Annotated in this window: 2 protein-coding genes; both read right to left on the reverse strand. The window is 43.5% G+C overall.

Translation table 11 applies throughout. The annotated features are described in order from the left end of the window. Positions 1-14,127, reverse strand: coding sequence for a non-ribosomal peptide synthase/polyketide synthase (locus RM368_RS31615; RefSeq protein ID WP_416212277.1), 14,127 nt, complete (start codon positions 14,125-14,127; stop codon positions 1-3). Next, positions 14,124-25,367 carry a non-ribosomal peptide synthetase gene (locus RM368_RS31620; protein WP_322697713.1) on the reverse strand — a complete coding sequence of 3,748 codons (11,244 nt, stop codon included), beginning with the start codon at positions 25,365-25,367 and terminating at the stop codon, positions 14,124-14,126. Before RM368_RS31620 ends, RM368_RS31615 begins: the two co-directional genes overlap by 4 nt.

Here is a 25,367-nt window from a genome sequence, read left to right on the forward strand (position 1 = left end):
TTAGAGTGATGGAAGAGCGTTACCTTTTTTGCCCAAAGTCCAATTGCTAAAGTTGGCGAAGAAAGTTTGGAGTAATTTATCATCTACTTCCGGCCAGCGAATGTCAGTATCTGCAAGTCCATTGAGGGTATTTTGGCAATCGAATTTGAAGCTAGATGCTGCATTTGCCTTTGACTGTGAAGATGTATTGTCTTCAGCCAGCGATATAGCTGAATATAAAGCGTTATCACTAGAAATTTGGGTATTGCCAAGTAGTTCAGCTTGCCAATCCTCATAGTCAAGCTGTTGCAGTGGGTAGCCTAAAGATCGGATGCATTTAATAAATTGATTCCAAGGAGCAGAATGGGAATTCATTAGATGAAAGGCTTTGCCTAAAGATTCTGGCTGCTGCGATAGGCAGATTAAAGCTTTGGCGAGGTAGTCTACAGGTGTAATTTCTACCATGCTGTTCATCTCTGGCGCACTTTTTAATTGAATGCAGCTTTTGATGAATCTGTAAAACATGTCATTTAGATTCCAAACGCCGGTTTGACTATGCCATGTTATTCTACCAAGCCTGTAGATACTGCAAGGCAAACCGCGATCGCGTGCCATCATTACCATCTTTTCTGCAACCCATTTACTTTGGGCATAGCCGCTAACAAGTCCTTGAGAGTGTTTGAGAGGATCGTTTTCTTGAACCACCTCTAATTTAAAATACTCATCTGAAGAGAAAACGCTAACAGTAGAGATGAAATGCACAGGCTTGATTTTGATTTGACTAGCTAATCTCAAGACTTCCTCAGTGGCACGAACATTTGCTGCTTTTAACAAAGCGTATGGATAAACATGATTCACCAAAGCGCCATTATGGTAAATTAAGTCAATATTCCTCGCCATAAGGTGAAACTGCTCATCACCAAGACCTAGAAGCGGTTGAGATAAATCTCCTAATACGGGAATAATGCGCTCGTTGAAAGATTCCTCCCAAAGTAAATAAGCTTTCAGAGTTTCTTGGAGGCGTTGTTTACCTGCGCTCAAGTTCGTAGCACGCACCAAACAATAAATATCTGCTTGAGTTTGTTGTAATAATTCCGCCAGCAAGAAAGCACCAACAAAGCCTGTTGCACCCGTGAGCAGAATAGCCTTTGGTTCACTTACAGGTTGATAAACTAAGTTAAGAGGCTTGATTGTCTCGTCTAGGACGACTTCAGCCTGTAAGTTTAAGGAAGTAATTTCATTGGCATTGACAGTAGAATCTGTTCCAGGAGTAGATTCAATGGTTTGAGCCAGTTCAGCGATAGTTGGCGCAGAAAATAAGTGGCGCAACGGCAACTTCATCTGGAAAGTCTCATTTACCTGGGACATCACCCGAATTGTGGAGAGAGAATGACCTCCTAACTCAAAGAAATTATCCAGAACACCCACCTGCTCTAGATGCAGTACATTAGCCCAAATATCTGCCAATACTTTCTCTACAGGGGTACGTGGTGCTACAAAACTCGCTGCCAACTGGGTATTATTTGAATCAGGAACAGGTAAGGCTTTGCGGTCTACTTTGCCATTGGGAGTTAAAGGTAAAGACTCTAAACTGACAAAAGCACTTGGCACCATATACTGTGGTAATTTTTCTTTTAAGAAAATGCGTAAGTCATTGCTAGTTGGTGTTTGCTCCAACTGCGGCACAAAATAAGCTACTAAGCGTTTATCTCCTGGGATATCTTCTCTGGCTATTACCACATTTTCCCTAACTCCTGGATGGTGACTCAATATTGCCTCAATTTCCCCTAACTCAATTCGGAAACCTCGGATTTTTATTTGATTGTCGATGCGTTCCAGGTATTCTATGTTTCCATCTGGTAGATAACGAGCCAAGTCACCAGTTTTGTATAGCCGCTCCCCTGCTCCCCTAGTTCGAGTGAAGGGGTTGGGGATAAATTTTTCTTGTGTTAACTCGCTTCGGTTGAGGTAGCCTCTTGCTAATCCTGCACCACCAATGTGTAACTCTCCTATTACACCAATGGGTACTGGTTGTAAATACTTATCTAAAATGTAGATATGGGTATTGTCAATTGGACGACCAATGCTTGGTGATGTCTGATCTTGTTTCTTAGCAACTACCAACCCCGAAGTTGTAACAACAGTATTCTCTGTTGGGCCATAATTATTCACTACTTGGAAGGGGACTGAAGCTGGTGGATACTGATTAAGCTTATCGCCTCCAGTCAGGACGTAACGCAAAGCTAAACTTTCCGTAGTCCATTCTAAAGACAATAACTCCTGTGTTATTGGTGTTGGCACAAAACTGATGGTAATCTGGTGTGATATTAACCAATCTCTTAGATTTACTGGCGAAGTGAGGATCTCAGATTTGACTAAATAGATACTTACTCCTGCTGTTAGGTAAGGCCATAATTCCCACGCCGCCGCATCAAATCCTGTTCCTGCTAGTTGGGTGGCTTTGTCAATTGAGGTGATTTTAAAAGTACGCTGATGCCACAACACCAGATTTAATAATCCTTTATGGGCAATCAGTACTCCTTTAGGTGTTCCTGTAGAACCGGAGGTATAAATCACATAAACTAAATTAGTTGCTTGTACTTCAGTGATTAGATTATCCTGACTTAACTGAGATATAAAGTGCCAATCAGTATCTAAACAAACAACCTGTGCCTGATGGTTTTGTAATTTCTCAACTAGATGCTGTTGACTCAGCAGCACGGAAACTTGAGCGTCTTCGAGCATAAAACTCAGACGGTCTTGAGGATACTCGGGGTCAAGTGGTACGTAAGCCCCACCCGCCTTAAGAATCCCCAATAGTCCCACCACCATCTCCAAAGAACGCTCCACACAAATACCTACTAGCACATTGGCTCCCACTCCCAAAGACTGCAAGTAATGCGCCAACTGGTTAGCACGACAATTCAACTCGCGGTACGTCAATTGTTGATTGTCAAACACCACCGCTACCGCATCTGGGGTACGGTCTACCTGCTCTTCAAACAACTGATGGATACATTTATCGAAAGTGTAGCCTACTTGAGTATCATTCCAGTCAACTAATAATTGTTGCTGCTCACTTGCTGTAAGTATTGGTAATTGCGAAATACGCTCATTAGGATTAGCCACAATTGCTTCAAGCAGTGTCACAAAATGACTAGTGATGCGCTCAATGGTCCTGCTATCAAACAAGTCAGTGTTGTATTCCCACCCTCCCACTAGTTTAGTGGTAGTGTTTTCCATTGATAAAGTTAAATCAAACTTTGCCGTAGAACTTTCTATTGGCAAAGAACTGACACTTAACCCAGTCAACTCTATTTCGGACATCGGAGCGTTCTGGAGAGCAAACATCACCTGAAATAGTGGTGTATGACTCATGTCTCTTTCTGGCTGCAATGCTTCCACGAGCATTTCAAAGGGCAAATCTTGATGAGCGTAGGCGGACAGTGCCATTTCCCGGATACGCGGGAGTAATTCGTTAAAACTGGGATTAAGAGATAAATCAGTCCGCATCACTAAAGTATTGACAAAAAAGCCAATTAACCCTTCTATTTCCGTGCGATCGCGGTTAGCAATGGGTGTCCCCACCAAAATATCTGTTTGTCCTGTGTAGCGATAAAGCAGGGTATTATATGCAGCCAACAAAGTCATAAACAAAGTTACCCCTTGCTGTTGACTGAGTTTGGTCAGTTGTTGAGTTAACTCAACAGACAGGGCAAACTCTTGATATGCGCCATTGAAAGTCTGCACAGCAGGTCTGGGTCTGTCTGTGGGTAATGGCAAGAACATAGGTGCATTTGCCAATTGTTCTTTCCAGTAACTCAATTGGCTCTTCAGTACTTCCCCAACTAACCATTGTCTTTGCCAAATGGCAAAATCTGCGTACTGAATTGGTAGCGGCAATAGAGATGTCTGTTGACCTTGAGAATAAGCATTGTACAGTGCTTGTAACTCCAAGGCAAACACACCTATTGACCAGCCATCACTGACAACGTGGTGCATACACACAACTAACCACTGTTCAGTAGGAGATAGCACCACTAATGTTGCTCTGATTAATGCTTCTGACTCTAAGTCAAAAGGAAGAAGCGCTTGTTGTTGGACTAATTCCTGTGCAGCAGATTTTTGTTCTATTAAAGGTAAATGCTGCAAGTCAACAATTGCAACTGACCAATTTGTTACAGTTTGAATAATTTGAGAAGGTTTTCCATCGACAGTAACAAAGTTAGTGCGTAATGGTTCGTGGCGATGAATAATTTCAATTAAGCTTTGTTTTAATGCTGCAATATTCAGCGTTCCGACTAAACGCAACCCGAAGGGGATGTTGTATGAGGCACTGTTCGGCTCCAACTGGTCTAAAAACCACAACCGTTGTTGCGCGAATGACAGTGGTATTTCTGCATCTTCTGCCCGCTTTAAAATGGGTGGTGCAGCAAGTTCTATATCTTGCTGTTGTAATTGCTCAACTGATTGTGCTAATTCGGCTACTGTCGCTCTAGCAAACAACTCACGTAATGGTAGTTCTAGTTTGAAACTGCTGCGGATGCGTGAAACCAGTTGCGTTGCTAGCAGTGAGTGTCCCCCAAGTTCAAAGAAATTATCATAAATACCCACTTGCTCTACTTTCAGAATTTGCGCCCAAAGGAGTGCAAGCATTTCCTCAATGGGTGTACGCGGGGCAACATATTTTTCTAGAAGTATGGTGTCTAATTCTGGTTTTGGCAGGGCGCGGCGGTCTACTTTGCCGTTGGGAGTCAGGGGTAATGATTCCAAAATTACAAAAGCATTTGGCATCATGTAATCTGGCAGCTTTGTTTTGAGGAACTGACGTATTTCGCTCATCTGAGGTTGGCAGTTCTGATGCGTTACGATGTAGGCGACTAAACGTTTATCTCCAGGGGTATCTTCGCGGACAATGACACAGGATACCTGCACATCGTTGTGTTGGCTCAGAACTGCTTCAATTTCGCCCAACTCAATCCGTAAACCGCGTATTTTTACTTGGTTGTCGATACGTCCTAAGTATTCAATATTGCCATCACTTAAATAGCGTGCTTTATCCCCGGTTTTGTAGAGGCGTGAATGGGGATCAGAACTAAAAGGATTGAGGATGAATTTTTCTTGTGTTAACTCGGTGCGGTTAAGGTACTCCCTGGCTAGACCATCTCCCCCAATGTATAATTCTCCTGGTACACTAACACTCACTGGTTGTAGTTGAGAATCTAACAAATAGATTTGTGTGTTGGAAATCGGTTCCCCGATGGGAATAGTTGTTGCGCCTTCTGGCACATCCCGCACCAAGTACCAGCAACTAAACGTTGTATTCTCTGTTGGCCCGTAAACATGGAGCAGTCGCTGCGGCGCACCGTTGTTGAGTACTTCTTTAACCCATTTAGGATCGACAGCCTCGCCCCCAAATAGAAGATGCCGTAGTGAATTGAAAGCAGAGGGGACTTCTTGAGCAATTTGATTGAACAGAGCAGTTGTTAAGAATAACACACTGATATTTTGCGATCGCAAAAACTCTGCAAAATCTTTGGGCGAAAGTACCAAATCTTTGCTTACAGCTACCAACCGCGCTCCGTTCAGTAACGCTCCCCAAATTTCAAAGGTAGCAGCGTCAAAAGCGTGATTTGAAGCTTGTGCAATTACATCACCAGCAGAAATGCTAACATAGTTGGTCGCTTTGACTAAGCGAACTACACTTCGATGGACAATGCTCACACCTTTGGGTTGACCTGTAGAACCACTTGTGTACATTACATAAGCTAAGTTATCAGCTTTGACGGTGTTAGTTGGGTTCTGTTGTGTTTGTTGATTGATGATATCCCAACTTGAGTCTAAGCAAATTACACTAGCTTTGCGATCGATAAAGCCGTGCTGGATGCGATCGCCTAGTTTATTAACTAATTTCTCTTGAGTTAATATGACTGATAGCTGAGTGTCTTCGAGCATGAAGCTCAATCGCTCTTGAGGATATTCTGGAGCAAGTGGCACATAAGCACCACCAGCCTTGAGAATCCCCAATAGTCCAATGACCATTTCTAAGGAACGCTCTACACATATCCCCACCAGCACATCAGCTTTCACACCCAAAGAACGTAAGTAGTGCGCCAACTGGTTAGCACGGCTGTTCAATTCGCCGTATGTGAGATGTTGATTCTCGTACACCACTGCTACAGCATCGGGTGTAAGCTCTACCTGCTCCTCAAACAGCTGATGAATAGATTTATCCTGGGGATAATCCACCCGTGTATCATTCCACTCAACTAATAACTGATGTTGCTCAGTTGCTGTGAGGATTGGCAATTGCGAAATTTGCTCAGTAGGGTTAGAAACAATACCTTCAAGCAATGTCACAAAATGACCAGTCATGCGCTCAATTGTGATGCGAGAAAACAAGTCAGTATTGTATTCCCACCACCCAAAGAGTCCAGTGGCAGTGTTCTCCATTGATAAAGTTAAATCAAACTTTGCCGTGGAACTCTCTATTGGCAAGGAACTGACAGTTAACCCAGTCAACTCTATTTCGGACATCGGAGCGTTCTGGAGGACAAACATCACCTGAAATAGTGATGTATGGCTAAGATCCCGTTCTGGCTGCAATGCTTCCACGAGCATTTCAAAGGGCAAATCTTGATGAGCGTAAGCGGACAGTGCCATTTCCCGAATACGTGGGAGTAATTCGTTAAAACTGGGATTAAGAGATAAATCAGTCCGCATCACTAAAGTGTTGACAAAAAAGCCAATTAACCCTTCTAGTTCGGTGCGATCGCGGTTAGCAATTGGTGTCCCGACCAAAATATCTTCTTGTCCCGTGTAGCGATAAAGCAAGGTATTATATGCCGCTAACAAAGTCATAAACAAAGTCACCCCTTGCTTTTGACTCAGTTGCAACAACCGTTGAGTTAGTTCATCAGACAGAGCAAACTCCATATTTGCGCCGTTGAAAGTCTGCACAGAAGGTCTAGGTCTGTCTGTGGGTAATGGCAAGAATGTGGGTGCATTTGCCAATTGTTGTTCCCAGTAACTCAATTGACTTTGCAGTACTTCCCCGACTAACCATTGTCTTTGCCAAATTGCAAAATCTGCGTACTGAATTGGTAGCGGCAATAGAGGTAATGGTTGACCTTGAGAATAAGCATTGTACAGTGCTTGTAACTCGTGGACAAACACACCTATTGACCACCCATCACTGACAACGTGATGCATACACACTAATAACCACTGTTCCGTCTCGGACAGCACTACTAATGTCCCTCTGATTAATGCTTCTGACTCTAAGTCATAAGGAAGAAGCGCTTGTTGTTGAACTAATTTTTGTGCAGCAGTTTTTTGTTCTGTTAAAGGTAAATGCTTTAAGTCAACAACTGTAAATGTCCAATTCGTCTCTGTTTGAATGATTTGAGCAGCTTGTCCATCAACTGTGATAAAGTTGGTGCGTAAGGCTTCGTGGCGATAAATAATTTCAACTAAGCTTTGTTCTAAGGCCGTTTGATTGAGGTTTCCTAATAGACGCAACCCGAAGGGAATGTTGTATATGGCAGTGTTCGGCTCGAACTGGTCTAAAAACCACAACCGTTGTTGCGCGAATGACAGTGTTGTTTCTGCATTGTTTGCCTGCCTTAAAATGGGTGGTGCAGCAAATTCTAAGTCTTGTTGCTGTAATTGCTGAATTAATGGTGCTAACTGGGCAATTGTTGGTGCAGCAAATAACGAACGCAATGGCAGTTCTACTTTCAAGCTGCTACGCACACGAGAGACGAGTTGCGTTGCGAGTAGCGAGTGTCCTCCCAAGGTAAAGAAGTTATCATGTGTGCCTACAAGCTCTACTTTCAGGACTTGTACCCAAATTTGTGCAAGGATTTCTTCTAGGGGTGTACGTGGAGCTACATATTTCTCTCTTGATTCACTACTTGGCTCTGGTGCTGGTAAGGCGCGACGGTCTATTTTGCCGTTGGAGGTTAGAGGTAAAGATTCTAATATGACAAAGGCACTTGGTACCATGTATTCTGGTAGTTTGGATTTGAGAAAGCTACGCAGTTCTCTAACCGTGGGTGGCTGTTCTGGTTGCAGTACGATGTAAGAGATTAGGCGCTTCTCACCAGGAATGTCTTCGCGGACGATGACTACAGAGGTTTGTACATTTTGATGTTGGCTTAGTGCTACTTCGATTTCTCCCAATTCGATGCGGAATCCACGGATTTTTACTTGGTTGTCAATACGTCCCAGGTATTCGATATTGCCATCTGGTAGATAACGAGCCAAATCTCCGGTTTTATACAGGCGAGGACTGGAGGCTGGAGATTGGGCTATTTTTCTCCTCCGCTCCCTTGCCCCTCTGCTCCTCTGCTCCCCTGCTCCCCTGCTTCCACTGAAAGGGTTGGGGATAAACTTTTGTTCTGTTAACTCTGGGCGGTTGAGGTAGCCTCTCGCTAATCCTGCACCACCAATGTGCAGTTCTCCTGGTACACCCACAGGTACTGGTTGTAAGTTTTGGTCGAGTATGTAGATTTGCGTATTGGAAATTGGGCGACCAATAGGCACAGTCTTCAAATTGCTCTCTGGTTGACATTCCCAGAAAGTGACATCAATTGCCGCTTCTGTCGGCCCGTAGAGATTATGCAATTGACACCCTAAAGAGGCAAAAAAGCGTTCCTGAAGTTCTTTTGGCAGCGCTTCGCCACTACAAATAACTCGCTTTAAGCTACTGCAATCTTTTAAACCTTGTTCTTCTAGAAAAATCTGGAGCATTGAAGGGACAAAATGCAGTGTAGTAACTTGCTGTTCTAGTATTAGGTTGACCAAGTAACCACTATCTTTATGTCCACCTGGTTTGGCTACAACTAAACGCGCTCCAGTTAATAATGGCCAGAAAAACTCCCAAACGGAGACATCGAAACTGAAAGGAGTTTTCTGTAAAACGCAGTCTATTTCTGTTAATTGATATGCTTGCTGCATCCACAGGAGGCGATTGCAAATTCCTAGATGCGTATTTATTGCTCCTTTAGGCTTTCCGGTGGAACCCGAAGTGTAAATTACATAAGCCAAGTTACTAGCTTGCACACCAGTGATCGGATTTTGTTGATTCGACTGGAGAATGATTTCCCAGTAGGTATCTAAGCAAACGATACGCGCTTGATGTTCAGGTAATTTTTCAACTAGATGCTGTTGGGTAAGTAGCACAGAAACTTGAGCATCTTCGAGCATAAAACTCAGACGGTCTTGGGGATACTCTAGGTCAAGTGGTACGTAAGCCGCACCCGCCTTGAGAATCCCCAATAATCCCACTACCATTTCTAAAGAACGTTCTACACAAATACCCACCAGCACATCGGCTCCCACTCCCAAAGACTGTAAGTAATGCGCCAACTGGTTAGCACGACAATTCAACTCGCGGTACGTCAATTGTTGATTCTCAAATACCACTGCCACAGCATTGAGTGTACGCTCTACTTGCTCTTCAAATAACTGATGGATACATTTATCTATTGGATAATCTACGCTTGTATCATTCCACTCAACTAATAATTGCTGTTGCTCAGATGCTGTGAGCATTGGTAATTGAGAAATCCGCTCTTGAGGATTTGCCACAATTGCCTCAAGTAGAGTCACAAAATGACCAGTCATCCGTTCGATAGTGCTGCTATCAAACAAGTCAGTGTTGTACTCCCACCACCCCACGAGTCCATTGCTTGTACTGAGCGTAGTCGAAGTGTTAGTGTTTTCCATTCCCAAGGTAAGATCAAACTTAGCGATCGCACTTTCTATGGGCAATGAACTAACACTTAACCCAGTTAACTCTATTTCAGATATAGACGCATTATTAAGAACAAACATCACCTGAAACAGTGGTGTATGGCTAAGATCCCGTTCTGGTTGCAATGCTTCCACCAACATCTCAAAGGGCAAATCTTGATGAGCATAGGCGGGTAATGCCATTTCCCGGATACGCGGGAGTAATTCGTTAAAGGTGGGATTAAGAGATAAATCAGTCCGCATCACCAAAGTGTTGACAAAAAAGCCAATTAACCCTTCTATTTCGGTGCGATCGCGGTTAGCAATTGGTGTCCCCACCAAAATATCTTCTTGTCCTGTGTAGCGATAAAGCAGGGTATTATATGCCGCTAACAAAGTCATAAACAGGGTACAACCTTGCTCTTGACTCAGTTTGGTCAGTTGTTGAGTTAGTTCAGCAGACAACGCAAACTCAAGATATGCGCCATTGAAAGTCTGCACAGCAGGTCTAGGTCTGTCTGTGGGTAGTGGCAAGAATGTGGGTGCATTTGCCAATTGTTGTTTCCAGTAACTCAATTGACTTTGCAGTACCTCCCCGACTAACCATCGTCTTTGCCAAATTGCAAAATCAGCATACTGAATCGGCAGTGGCAACAGGGGTGATGGTTGACCCTGAGAATAAGCATTGTACAGTGCTTGTAAATCCTCAACAAATACACCTATTGACCAGCCATCACTGACAACGTGGTGCATACACACCAATAACCACTGTTGTGTAGGAGACAGCACTACCAACGTCGCTCTGATTAATGCATCACTTGCTAAGTCAAAAGGAAGAAGCGCTTGTTGTTGAACTAATTGCTGTGCAGCCGTTTTTTGTTCTGTTACGGGTAAATGCTGCAAGTCAACTACTGTTAGTGTCCAATTTGTTGCAGTTTGAATAATTTGAGAAGGTTTTCCATCAACAGTAACAAAGTTAGTGCGTAATGCTTCGTGGCGATGAATAATTTCAATTAAGCTTTGTTGTAGCGCGACAACATTCAGAGTTCCGACTAAACGCAACCCGAAGGGGATGTTATATGAAGCACTGTTCGGCTCGAACTGGTCTAAGAACCACAAACGCTGTTGAGCATAAGACAGTGGTATTTCTGTATTCTCTGACCGCTTTAAAATGGGTGATGCAGCAAGTTCTAAGTCTTGTACTGAGCGGAGTCGAAGTATTTGTTGCTGTAACCGTTGAATATTTGGCCCTAATTCAGCAATTGTTGGTGCAGCAAACAACGAACGCAATGGCAGTTCTACTTTCAAGCTGCTACGTACACGGGAAATAAGTTGCGTTGCGAGTAAGGAGTGTCCGCCTAGCTCAAAGAAGTTATCATGTCTGCCTACACGCTCTACTTTCAGGACTTGTTGCCAAATTAGTGCCAAGATTTCTTCTATTGGGGTGCGGGGAGTGACATATTGCGCTAATAATTCACTATTTGGCTCTGGTGCTGGTAAGGCGCGACGGTTAACTTTTCCACTAGGGGTCAACGGTAAGGACTCCAAGGTGACGAAGGCGCTTGGCAGCATGTATTCTGGTAACTTGGATTTGAGGAATTGCCGCAGTTGGTTTACTGTGGCTGTCTGCTCTGGCTGGGGTACTATATAAGCGACTAAGCGTTTATCCCTTGGGGTATCTTCGCGGACGATGACACAATTTGCTTGTAGAAGCTCATATTGGCTCATTACGGCTTCGATTTCTCCCAATTCGATGCGGAAGCCGCGTATTTTTACTTGGTTATCAATTCGCCCAAAGTATTCAATATTGCCATCTGGTAAATATCGTGCCTTATCCCCTGTTTTATATAATCTACTTTCTGCTGCTTTCTCAAACGGATTGGGGATGAATTTTTCTTGGGTTAATTCTGGTCGGTTGAGGTAGCCTCTTGCTAGGGACACACCACCAATGTGCAGTTCTCCTGGTACACCCACAGGTACAGGCTGTAAATTTTGGTCGAGGATGTAGATTTGCGTGTTGGCAATGGGACAACCTATTGGAGGAAGTAACGGCCAAGTGTCCACTGAATTAGTTAGAGTAAAACTAACGACCACATGGCTCTCCGATGGGCCGTAATGATTGTGCAGAGTACAGTCACTTAACTGACTTAGCCACTTGGAAATGGCAGGAGTAATCTGTAACTGTTCGCCAGCAGTAATGATTTCCCTTAGATTACTAGTAACTAATTCACTACTAACAGCTACCTCCGCTAGTTGCTGTAAAGCTACAAACGGCACAAACAATCTTTCAACTGCTTGTTGTTGGAGTAAACCTAATAAGGCTAACGGTTCTCGACGCAATTCCTCTCCAATCAACAGCAATGTGCCTCCAGAAAACCAGGTCGAGAACATTTCTTGAAAGGAGACATCAAAGCTGACAGGTGCAAATTGCAGGGTTTTAACTCCACTGGGTGACATTGGTGAATTTTGCAATTGCCACAGCATGAGATTGCAAAGCGCCAACTGAGTCAGGGCTACACCTTTTGGTTGGCCTGTGGAACCAGAGGTGTAAATTACGTAACCCAAGTTATTTTCTTGTACACCAGAGATGAGATTCTCTTGGCTCAATTGCCTTATCAGTTGCCAGTCGGTATCTAAACAAACAACATGCGCTTGATGCTGGGGTAGTTTCTCTACTAACTTTTGTTGAGTGAGCAGTACTGAGACAGCGGCATCTTTTAACATGAAACTCAGGCGCTCTTGGGGATATTCTGGGTCAAGCGGTACATAAGCTCCACCTGCTTTGAGTATTCCAAGGATTCCTATTACCATTTCTAGGGAGCGTTCAACACATATCCCTACTAGCACATCTGGTTTTACTCCCAGCGATCGCAGGTAATGCGCTAACTGGTTCGCACGACTGTTTAACTGGTAGTATGTTAGTTGTTGATTCTCAAATACTACTGCGATCGCATCTGGGGTACGCTCTACTTGCGCTTCAAATAACTTACAAATGCATTTCTCTTGAAGATAGTCTACTGCTGTATCATTCCAGTCAACTAATAACTGTTGCTGCTCAGATTCTGTTAGCATTGGCAACTGGGAAATTCGTTGCACAGGATTAGTTGCGATCGCCTCAAGCATTGTGACAAAATGACCCAGCATCCGGCTAATCGTTCCATCTTCAAATCGACTAGCATCGTACATCACCCTCAGCGACAATTGCTCACCAGGGGAAACTAAAACCGTCACCGGATAATTTGTTTGTTCAATCCACCTAAAATTCGAGAGGGAAAAATCGCTATTGCCTTGTAAAACAGCCGTATCAACAGGATAATTCTCAAAAACAACAATACTCTCAAACAAAGACGTACCCCTGGGAATATCACTCAGCCCCTGAATCTCTACCAATGAGCTATAGGAAAATTGCTCAGATTCAATCTGTTGCGCCTGTAAATCCTTCAGCAAACCCAGTAATTCAGTCTTCTCGGAGATTTGCACCCGCACTGGTAGAGTATTGATAAATAATCCCACTATCGACTCTACACCAACAAGTTCAGGCGGACGACCAGAGACAGTTGCACCAAAAACCACATCTGTTTCTTGGCTGTAGCGAGACAGTAACAATCCCCAAGTCGCCTGCACCAAATTACTCATCGTCAGTTGATGCTGTCTGACAAAAGACATCACGGCTGCTGTCGCTGGCACAGTTAAGTCAATTTGTTGTTCCCTGTAGCTCGAATGCTGCTCCACGGACAATCGTTTATCCACGGTCAAAGGTGTTGGTGTAGTAAAACCTTGTAGTTTTTGTCGCCAAAATCTTTGAGCTAAATCTCGATCTTGTTGCTGTAACCAAGCAATATAGTTGCGGTAGCCCAGAGTTCCGATGTTAGGTAAACTTTTACCCTGAGAAATAGCTTGATAAAACTCAAACAGGTCTTTAAAAACCAGAGGTGACGACCAGCCATCAAGTAATAAATGATGATGAGACCAAACAAACTGATAAGTATTCCTATCCAATTGGATTAGATGTAGGTGCATCAATGGCGCTTGCGACAGTTGGAAACCCTGTTGTCGGTCAGAATCCAGAAAAGTCTCTAATTGCTGTTGCTGCTCTTGTGCAGATAACTCTCGCCAGTCATATGTATCAACTGTCACCGGAACTTGTCGATACACCACTTGAACTGGCTGACTTAAAGACTCCCACAGAAATGCTGTGCGGAAGACCGGATGCCGAGCTACCACTTGCTGCCATGCTTGCTCAAAGGTTTTTACATCTAGATTTCCCGTCAAAATGCAAGTTATCTGCTCAAAATATACGCCTGAGTCTGGAGCATACAAACTTTCAAACAGCATCCCCTCTTGCATGGGAGATAAGGGATAAATATCTTCAATATTTTGCCGATTAGTTTTGCTAAGTTCTAATTTCATAGATTTTCTAATATTTGATCCAGTTCTAGTTGGTTAAGTTTAACTAACGGGAAATCTGTAGGCGTATAACCTGTATTTTCTCCTGATAAACAATGAGCAATTATCTCTTGCAACGTTTCGACAAATTCTTGGGCAATATTCTCAATCGTTTCCTGTTGATGGATATTGCTGCTGTATGTCCAATCTATTTGCAGTTGTTCGTTAGTAATGATGGCATTAATGTCTATTAAACAATGACGCTGACCTTGTAAACTCTCGCTGTTTCCGCTAGGCTCATTAGCTATTTGCATCAGAGAAGATGTATTTACAACTTGAGCAAATTGTCCCAAATAATTGAAGCTAATTTCTGCTTGGGGAATTTTCTCTAGTTGGGCGCTAATTTCTACATCAACATTGAGATAACGCAATAAGCCATAGCCAATGCCTTTATTAGGAATTTCACGTAATTGTTCCTTGACAGATTTTAACGCAGTACCCAGACCATCTATGATTCCCAGTTCTACAACTACTGGGAAAATTGTTGTAAACCAACCAACAGTACGTGATAAGTCTACGCCATCGATGATATCTTCCCGCCCATGACCTTCTAAGTTGAATAACACTGAACCCGAGTTAGTCCATCTGCTCAACACCAGCACTAAGGCAGTTAGCAAGATATCGTTAATTTGTGTTTTGTAAGCTTTCGGGACATCTTGCAGGAGAGAAAGAGTTTCGGCTTCGTCTAATAATACTGTTAGTGTCCTAGCCGATGCAGTAGTGTTTACTCCTTGTGCATAGTCTACTGGGATGGAGTCAACTGCATCGTAAGATGCACTCAACCAATAATCTAGTTCTGATTTCAAGACTTCTGCCACAGCATATTCTGTCAGTTGTTGTGACCAATCTTTGAAGGATGTGGTTTTGGCAGGTAGTTGAATGGTTTTACCTTGACTTAGTTGCTGGTAAGCTGTCTGCAAATCTTCTAACAATATCCGCCAGGAAACACCGTCTACTACGAGGTGGTGAATTACTATGAGTAATCGCGCTTTTTTGTCAATACCCAGCCAGAACAATGCTACTTGCACGAGATTTTCTGACAGATTTAAACTCGCCTGTAACTCATTGGCTGTGGTTTCGATGATAGTTTCTATCTCAGTCTCTGGAACTTTCGATAGGTCAAACCGGGGGATAGTAATGTTATCTGTTGGGGCGGCATGAATCTGCTGCCATATTGTATCTGTTTGGGTGAATCTTAGCCTTAGAGCATCGTGATGTTTTAGTATTTGCTGCCATACTTGCTCTAATATTTCTAGGTTGATGTCTGATGGTACTGTGAGGATAAATGATTGATTGAAGTGGTGTTTCTCTGGTAATTTCTGCTCGAAAAACCAGTGTTGAATTGGTGTTAGGGGTAATGTCCCTGTGACTAATCCTTGTTCAATTGAGAGTGCTTTTGTTGTGCCTACAACTGTGGCTAATTGAGCGATGGTTTGATTGGCAAATAGTTGTTTGATTGTCAGTTCTATTCCGGCAACTTTTGCTCTGCTGATAATTTGAATGCTAAGAATGGAATCTCCTCCTAGTTCAAAAAAGTTATCGTGTATTCCTATTTGCTCTACTCTTAATACTTGCGCCCAAATTTGGGCTAGTTTTTCTTCAATGGGGGTGCGCGGTGCCACTAGGCTGCTTTCTATTCCTGTGCGTGCTTGTGGTTCTGGTAAAGCGCGACGGTCTATTTTGCCGTTGGGTGTTAGGGGTAGGGATTCTAGGGTGACGATCGCATTTGGTACCATGTATTCTGGTAGCTTTTCTTTAAGGAAACTACGCAGTTCACTAACTGTGAGTATTATCTGTGGCTGCGGTACTACATAAGCGACTAGGCGTTTATTTTCGAGAATGTCTTCGCGGACGATTACCACAGATGTTTGCAAATCTTGATGTTGGCTTAGTGCTGCTTCGATTTCTCCCAACTCAATGCGGAAACCCCGGATTTTTACTTGGTTGTCGATGCGACCCAGGTATTCTATGTTACTATCTGGCAGATAGCGTGCTAAATCCCCTGTTTTATAGAGACGTTTTTCCCCCCTGCTCCCCTGCTCCCCTGCTCCCCTGCTTCCATTGAAGGGGTTGGGGATAAATTTTTCTTGTGTTAACTCGCTGCGGTTGAGGTAGCCTCTTGCTAATCCTGCACCCCCGATGTGCAGTTCTCCTGATACACCTACAGGTACTGGTTGTAAGTTTTGATCGAGTATGTAGATTTGTGTGTTGGAAATTGGACGACCAATGGGGACAAGTTGTGGATAAATCTCACGCTGACAATTCCAGAAAATTGCATCAATACAAGCCTCTGTTGGCCCGTAGAAATTATGTAAATTTACATCTAGCTTACTTAATAAGCCTTCTTGCAGAGTAACGGGTAAGACTTCACCGCCACAGAACACGTGTTTGAGGGAGTGACAAGTTTCGATTCCTCCCTGTTCTAAAAACATTTGCAGTAAAGATGGAACAAGTTGAACAGTAGTTACTTGCTGCTGGGCAATTAACCTTAACAGATAAGCACTGTCAGCATGACCTCCTGGTTTAGCTATTAACAACTGTCCACCTGTTAACAATGGAGCGTAGAATTCCCAAACTGAGGCATCAAAGCCAAAGGGAGTTTTTTGCAGTACTTTGTCTTTTTCAGTTAGGGGGAATGTTGCTTGCATCCAGAACATATGGTTGCAAAGGTTACTGTGACATAGCATTACCCCTTTCGGTTGACCAGTAGAGCCAGAAGTATAAATAACATAAGCTAAGTTACTAGTTTGCACCTGAGCAATTGGATTCTCTTGGCTAGACTTAGCGATCGCGATCCAGTCTTTATCTAAGTGAACTACACGCGCCTGATCTTGAGGAAGAGACTCAACTAGATGCTGTTGGGTGAGTAAGACTGAAACTTGAGCGTCTGCGAGCATAAAACTTAAACGGTCTTGGGGATACTCCGGGTCAAGTGGTACGTAAGCCCCACCCGCCTTGAGAATACCAAGTAATCCCACGACCATCTCTAAAGAACGCTCCACACATATCCCCACTAGCACCTCGGCGGAGACTCCCAAAGACTGCAAGTAGTGCGCCAAAGAGTTAGCACGACAATTCAACTCATGGTACGTCAATTGTTGATTCTCAAACACCACCGCTACAGCATCGGGTGTGCGTTCCACCTGTTCTTCAAATAACTGATGGATACATTTATCTATTGGATAATCTACGCTTGTATCATTCCACTCAACTAATAATTGCTGTTGCTCAGATGCTGTGAGTATTGGTAATTGTGATATACGCTCATTAGGATTAGCAACAAGACCTTCAAGCAGTGTCACAAAATGACCAGTCATCCGTTCAATGGTGCTGCGAGAAAACAAATCAGTGTTGTACTCCCACCACCCAAAGAGTCCATTGGGAGTGTTTTCCATTGATAAAGTTAAATCGAACTTTGCCTTGGAGTTTTCTATAGGCAAGTCACTGACACTTAACCCAGTTAACTCTATTTCAGATGTGGGTGCATTATTCAGATCAAACATTACTTGGAACACTGGTGTATGGCTGAGATCCCGTTCTGGCTGCAATGCTTCTACTAACATCTCAAAGGGCAAATCTTGATGAGCATAGGCGGATAATGCCATTTCCCGGATATGCGGGAGTAATTCGTTAAAGGTGGGGTTTTGAGCCAAGTTAGTCCGCATGACTAAGGTGTTGACAAAAAAGCCAATAAGTCCTTCTATTTCGGTGCGATCGCGGTTAGCAATTGGTGTACCCACCAAAATATCTGTTTGTCCGGTGTAGCGATAAAGCAGGGTATTGTATGCCGCCAATAAAGTCATGAACAAGGTTGTACCCTGTTCATGACTTAGCTTTACCAACTTTTGAGTTAGCTCAACAGACAAACTAAACTCCAGATGTGCGCCATTGAAAGTCTGCACAGCAGGTCTTGGTTTGTCTGTGGGTAATGGCAAGAATGTAGGTGCATTAGCCAACTGTTCTTTCCAGTAACTCAATTGGCTCTTGAGTACCTCTCCTTGCAACCATTGTCTTTGCCAAATAGCAAAATCTGCGTACTGAATCGGCAGTGGTAACAAGGGTGACGGTTTACCTATTGAGTAAGCATTATACAGTGCTTGTAACTCCTGGACAAATATATTTATTGACCAGCCATCACTGACAGCGTGATGCATACATACTAATAACCACTGTTGTGTAGGAGACAGCACCACTAATGTTGCTCTGATTAATGCTTCTGACTCTAAGTCAAAAGGTTGAATGGCTTGTTGTTGGAGTAATTCCTGTGCAGCAGTTTCTTGTTCTCTTACGGATAAATACTGCAAGTCAACTACTGTTAGTGTCCAATTTGTTTGAGTTTGAATGATTTGAGTTGGTTTCTCATCAACGGCAATCAAGTTGGTGCGTAATGCTTCGTGGCGATGAATAATTTCAATTAAGCTTTGTTGTAGCGCGGCAACATTCAAAGTTCCGACTAAACGCAACCCGAAGGGGATGTTGTATGAGGCACTGTTCGGCTCGAACTGGTCTAAAAACCATAAACGCTGTTGAGCATAAGACAGTGGTATTTCTGCATTCTCTGTCCTTGGTAATATGGGTGGTGCAGCAAATTCTATATCTTGTTGCTGTAACTGCTGAATGTTATGCGATAATTCAGCAATTGTTGGTGCAGCAAATAGCGATCGCAATGGCAATTCTACTTTCAAGCTGCTACGCACACGGGAAATAAGTTGCGTTGCGAGTAGCGAGTGTCCCCCTAGCTCAAAAAAGTTATCATGTCTGCCTACAAGCTCTACTTTTAAGACTTGTTGCCAAATCAGTGACAGTATTTCTTCGATGGGGTTGCGTGGGGCGACATATTTCTCTAATAATTCATTACTTAGCTCTGGTGCTGGTAGGGCGCGACGATTTACTTTTCCGTTGGGCGTTAGGGGTAAGGACTCTAAGATAACTACTGCCGAAGGAACCATGTAGTCTGGTAACTTCTCCTTGAGGTTGCTACGCAGTTCGCTAATTGTGAGTGTTACTTGTGGATGCGCTACGATGTAGGCGACTAGGCGGTTGTCACCCCTGTTATCTTCACGGGCTATGACACATGATGCTTGCACATGAGGATGTTGGCTCAGTGCTGCTTCTATTTCTCCCAATTCAATGCGGAATCCCCGAATTTTTACTTGGTTGTCGATGCGTCCCAGGTATTCTATGTTGCCATCTAGTAGATAACGTGCTAAATCTCCGGTTTTATATAATTTACTCCCTCCTGCCTCCTCAAACGGGTTGGGAATGAATTTTTCTTGTGTTAATTCTGGTCGGTTCAAGTAGCCTCTTGTTAATCCTGCACCACCGATGTGTAACTCTCCTGGTACACCTACAGGTACTGGTTTTTCGTTTTGGTCTAGTATGTATATCTGGGTATTGTCAATTGGACGACCAATAGAAATCAAGCTGTCATTGGATTCGAGTTGACATATCGTTGACCAAATAGTAGTCTCTGTTGGCCCGTAAAGGTTCCACAAAGAAGCGCCCCTGGCAAGCAGTTGATTAACTAGATCCCAAGGTAAAGCTTCACCCCCGCAAAGTATTTTTAGATCGCTAAATTGGTAGTTGGAGTCTAAAAGCAATCTCCAAGTAGCTGGAGTTGCTTGCATAATTGTTGCCTTAGACTTAACTAGCAAGTCAAATAACTCTCTTCCATCAAGGGTCACGTCACGACGGGCTATGACCACAGATGCACCTACAGTTATAGGCAGAAAAATTTCTAAAGCAGCAATATCAAAGGAAATAGTAGTGATTGCAAGCAGTGTATCTTGTTTTGTTATTCCTGGGCGCTGCTGCATGGCAGATAAGAAATTGCTCACAGATTTATGTGAGATTTGCACACCTTTGGGCTGACCTGTAGAACCAGAAGTATAAATCACATAAGCTAAGTTACTAGCTTGGATATCAGTGATGGGATTTTCTTGGCTCAACTGAGAAATCAACTCCCAGTTAGTATCCAAGCTTATAAGCTGCGCTTGACACTGGGGTAATTTCTCAATTAAATGGTGTTGACTCAGCAGCACTGAAACTTGAGTATCTTCCAAGATGAAGCTCAGACGCTCTTGGGGATATTCTGGGTCAAGTGGTACGTAAGCCCCACCCACCTTGAGAATACCCAACAGTCCCACCACCATCTCTAAAGAACGCTCCACACAAATCCCCACCAGCACATCGGCGGAGACTCCCAAAGAACGTAAGTAATGCGCCAAAGAGTTAGCACGACAATTCAATTCGTGGTACGTCAATTGTTGATTCTCAAACACCACCGCCACAGCATCAGGTGTACGTTGAACTTGCTCCTCAAACAACTGATGGATACATTTATCCTGGCTATAATTTACCCCTGTATCATTCCACTCAATTAATAACTGTTGCTGCTCAGATGCTGTGAGCATTGGTAATTGCGAAATCCGCTCTTGGGGATTAGCCACAATTGCCTCAAGCAGCGTTACAAAATGACCAGTCATGCGCTCAATAGTGCTGCTATCAAACAAGTCAGTGTTGTACTCCCACCACCCAAAGAGTCCACCGGGAGTGTTTTCCATTGATAAAGTTAAGTCAAATTTTGCCGTGGTGATTCCTATTGGCAAGCCACTGACACTTAACCCAGTCAACTTTATTTCAGACATGGGAGCGTTCAGGAGAACGAACATCACTTGGAACAATGGTGTATGGCTCAAGTCCCGTTCTGGCTGCAATGCTTCCACTAGCATTTCAAAGGGCAAATCTTGATGTGCGTAGGCGGATAGTGCCATTTCCCGGATACGTGGGAGTAATTCGTTAAAGGTGCGATCGCCTGAAACTTGAGTCCGCATCACTAAAGTATTGACAAAAAAGCCAATAAGTGACTCCAACTCAGTGCGATCGCGGTAGGCAATTGGTGTCCCGACCAAAATATCTTCTTGTCCGGTGTAGCGATAAAGCAGAGTATTATACGCCGCCAACAAAGTCATAAACATAGTTACACCTTGCTGTTGACTCAGTTTTTCCAACTGTTGGGTCAACTCAACAGACAGAGCAAACACATGATATGAGCCATTGAAAGTCTGCACAGTAGGTCTTGGTCTATCTGTGGGTAGTGGCAAGAATGTGGGTGCATTTGCCAACTGTTTTTCCCAGTAACTCAACTGGTTTTGTAGTACTTCCCCTTGTAACCATTGTCTTTGCCAAACAGTAAAATCCGCGTACTGAATTGGTAGTGGTAATAGAGGTGTACCCCTTTGGGGAAGCAAGCTACGCGTAGCGTCTCGTAGAAATGGTTGACCTTGAGAATAAGCATTATACAGTGCTTCTAACTCTTGGACAAACACACCTATTGACCAGCCATCACAGACAGTATGGTGCATACACACTGATAACCAATGTTCTGTAGGAGACAGCACCACCAACGTCGCTCTGATTAATGCATCATGAGCTAAATCAAAAGGCTCAATTGCTTGTTGTTCCAGTAATTTCTGTGCAGCCGTTTTTTGTTCTGTTACTTCTGCTGAGGCAGAGGCTCCGCCAACGACTTCGGTTCCATCGAGCGAAGTCGAGATGCTCAGTAAAGGTGTTGATAAATGCTGCAAGTCAACGACTCTTACTGTACGGTTCGTTACCGTTTGAATTATTTGTAAAGGCTTTCCATCAACAGTAACAAAGTTTGTGCGTAATACTTCATGGCGATGAATAATTTCAATTAAGCTTTGTTCTAGGGCGGCAACATTAAGAGTTCCTACTAAACGCAAACCTATGGATAGATTGTATGAGGCACTGTTCAACTCTAACTGGTCTAAAAACCACAAACGCTGTTGAGCAAATGACAGTGGTATTTCTGCATTCTCTACCCGCTTTAAAATAGGTGGTGCTGACAGTTCTATATCTTGCTGCTGTAACTGCTGAATCGATGGTGCTAACTGGGCAATTGTTGGTGTAGCAAATAAAGTCCGCAATGGTATTTCTACTTTCAATCTAGTACGCACACGAGAGATAAATTGCGTTCCTAGTAGAGAGTGTCCTCCTAGTTCAAAAAAGTCATCATCTCTGCCTACAAGCTCTACTTTCAGGACTTGTTGCCAAATTTGTGCCAATATTTCTTCAATTGGGGTGCGCGGAGCTACATATTTCTCTCTTGATTCACTACTTGGCTCTGGTGCTGGTAGAGCGCGACGATCTATTTTGCCGTTGGGGGTTAGGGGTAAAGATTCTAGGATAACGATCGCACTTGGTATCATGTATTCTGGTAGCCTTTCTTTGAGGAAGGTACGCAGAACGCTAATTGTAGGTGTCACCTGTGGCTGCGGTACGATATAGGCTACTAGGCGCTTGTCACCAAGAGTATCTTCGCGGGCTATGACACATGATGCTTGCACGTGGGGATGTTGGCTTAGTGCTGCTTCGATTTCTCCCAACTCAATGCGGAAACCCCGGATTTTCACCTGATTATCGATGCGTCCCAAGTATTCGATATTACCATCTGGTAGATAACGAGCCAAGTCCCCAGTTTTATAAAGACGTTTTTCCCCCCTGCTCCCCTGCTCCCCTGCTCCTCTGCTTCCACTGAAGGGGTTGGAGATAAATTTCTCTTGTGTTAATTCTGGGCGGTTGAGATAGCCTCGCGCTAATCCTGCACCACCAATGTGCAGTTCTCCTGGTACACCCACAGGCACTGGTTGTAAGTTTTGGTCAAGTATGTATATCTGGGTGTTGTCAATTGGACGACCGATGGAAATTTTTTGGTCTAGTGGAGTGCATTTAGCGATCGCTGCACAAACACTGGCTTCTGTCGGGCCGTAAGCGTTGAAGAAGTTTCTTCCTGTATACCATTGTCGCATCAGTTCCAGAGGACAGGCTTCTCCGGCGACAACGATCGCTTGCAATGTTGGCAGTTCTTCTACTGGCAGGACTGCTAGCGCTGATGGTGGTAGGGTGACATGGGTAATGCCATAATCGCGTAATCGCTCAATTAAAGGCATACCCGGCATGAGAGAGTCTTTTGTTCCTAAGTAAAGTCTTGCCCCCGATCCCAAAGCCATCAAGATTTCTGATATGCAAGCATCAAAACTGAAGGAGGCAAACTGAAGAACTCGACTATCACCAGACAAACCGAAAGCCTGAATTTGAGCTTGAGCTAGATTGCACAATCCACTATGCTCAACCATTACCCCTTTGGGTTTGCCTGTGGAGCCGGATGTGTAAATCACATTCGCTAGATGAGTAGGCTTTACTACCTCAACAGTATTATTCTGTTTGTTTTGCAGAATTTCTGACCAGACTTCATCTAAACAAATCAGTTTTCCCTGATACTCAGGTAGTTGATCGAGGAGCTGCTGTTGAGTCAGTAATACTGAAACTTGAGCATCTGCAAGCATGAACAAGAGACGGTCTTTGGGATATTCTGGGTCAAGTGGTACGTAAGCCCCACCTGCCTTGAGAATACCAAGTAATCCCACCACCATATCCAAAGAGCGCTCCACACAGATTCCCACCAGCACATCGGCTCTCACTCCCAAAGACCGCAAATAATGCGCCAACTGGTTAGCACTACAATTCAACTCGTGGTACGTCAATTGTTGATTCTCAAACACCACTGCCACAGCATTAGGTGTACTCAAAGACTGCTCCTCAAATAACTGATGAATACATTTATCGAAGGCGTAGTCTACTTGAGTATCATTCCACTCAATTAATAACTGCTGTTTTTCAGATTGTGTGAGCATTGGTAATTGGTCAATTCGTTGCTGGGGATTTGTAACAATTGCTTCAAGCATTGTTACAAAATGCCCCATCATCCGCGCGATTGTGCTGTCATCAAATAAGTCAGTGTTGTAATTCCATGTACCTTTGAGTGAGGCTGGCTCCTCAAGAATGGTTAAGGTTAAATCAAAGGCAGCTCCTTTAGACTCTGGAATTATTGATTCCAAAATCAAACCATCCATATCCATCTGGTGAGAGCGATTGCAAACGAAAGCTATCTGATAGAGTGGCGAGAAACTGGGATTGCGGACAGGTTGCAGTTGCTCCACCAGCAGGGAAAAGGGATAATCTTGATGGTCTAAGGCATTTAACACACAAGAGTGCGATCGCTCCAGCAACTCTTTAAAGGTGGGATTTCCTGAAAGGTTTCCTCGCAAGACCACAGAATTAGTAAAATAACCCACAATATTTTCAAATTCTGAACGGCTTCGATTCACCATTGGAGAGCCAATTAAAATATCTTCTTGATTGGTATAACGTAGTAATAGTATTTGTAATGTTGTTAATAAAAGGATATACAGAGACGCACCTTCTCTGTCCGCCAATTCTGTAAGCTTTTGTAAAAGTTCTTCTTCAACAGTAAAAAAGCGGGAAGCGCCGTTATAGGTTTGGCTCTCAGGTCTTGGTCGATCTGTTGGCAAATTTAGCAATGGCAACTCACCAGATAGTTGTTGCTGCCAGTAAGTCCACAAACTTTCTCCATCTGAACTAGCGAGCATTTGCTCTGACCACTTGACGTAATCTTGATATTGATAGTTTTGTGCTGATAATTGGACTACTTCACTTGTGGCGATTGCTTTATACAAGGCTCTCAATTCACGGATCATGATTTCTAAAGACCAGAAATCCCCGACTATCTGATGTAGCGTGATTAAGAGAATATGTTCTTTTGTTGCTAGTTTATCAGTTTTAATATGGTTAATTAATAAATCAAAGCGCAATATTGGCCCTTGTTCTAAGTCGAAGGGGCGATCGCTTTTTTCTGACAGCCAATTGTTTAGATCATCTTGGCCAAAATCGAAAGCTTCTTGGAAGCTAAAGTCAATTTGCTGATTTTCGTGAACTGTTTGTACAGCTTCGCCGTTAATGGTTGCAAAGGTAGTCCTCAAAACTGGATGCCTTTCAACTAGAACTTGTGCTGCCTGCTTCAGGGCTGGAATATCTAAATTTGTAACTAACTTTGCTGCATATGTGGCGTTGTAAGCTGTACTGCTGGGTACTAGTTGATATAAAAACCACAGTGCCTTTTGACCGTGAGATAGGGGATAAGTTGCAGTCTGCTCGGTACTCTGGGATAAAATGCGGATAATTTCTGGTTCATATTGCTTAATTTCCCCCAATAGCTCAGGGGTTAGTGAATGTTCAGGCGATCGATATTGCAGCTTGTCTCCATCAACCCACAGTTCAACATTCTTTGTTGAAAGATTTTTGAGAAGCTCTGTTAAATTCAT

Source organism: Nostoc sp. DedSLP03 (genome assembly GCF_034530815.1).
In the GTDB taxonomy this organism is placed as follows: domain Bacteria; phylum Cyanobacteriota; class Cyanobacteriia; order Cyanobacteriales; family Nostocaceae; genus Nostoc.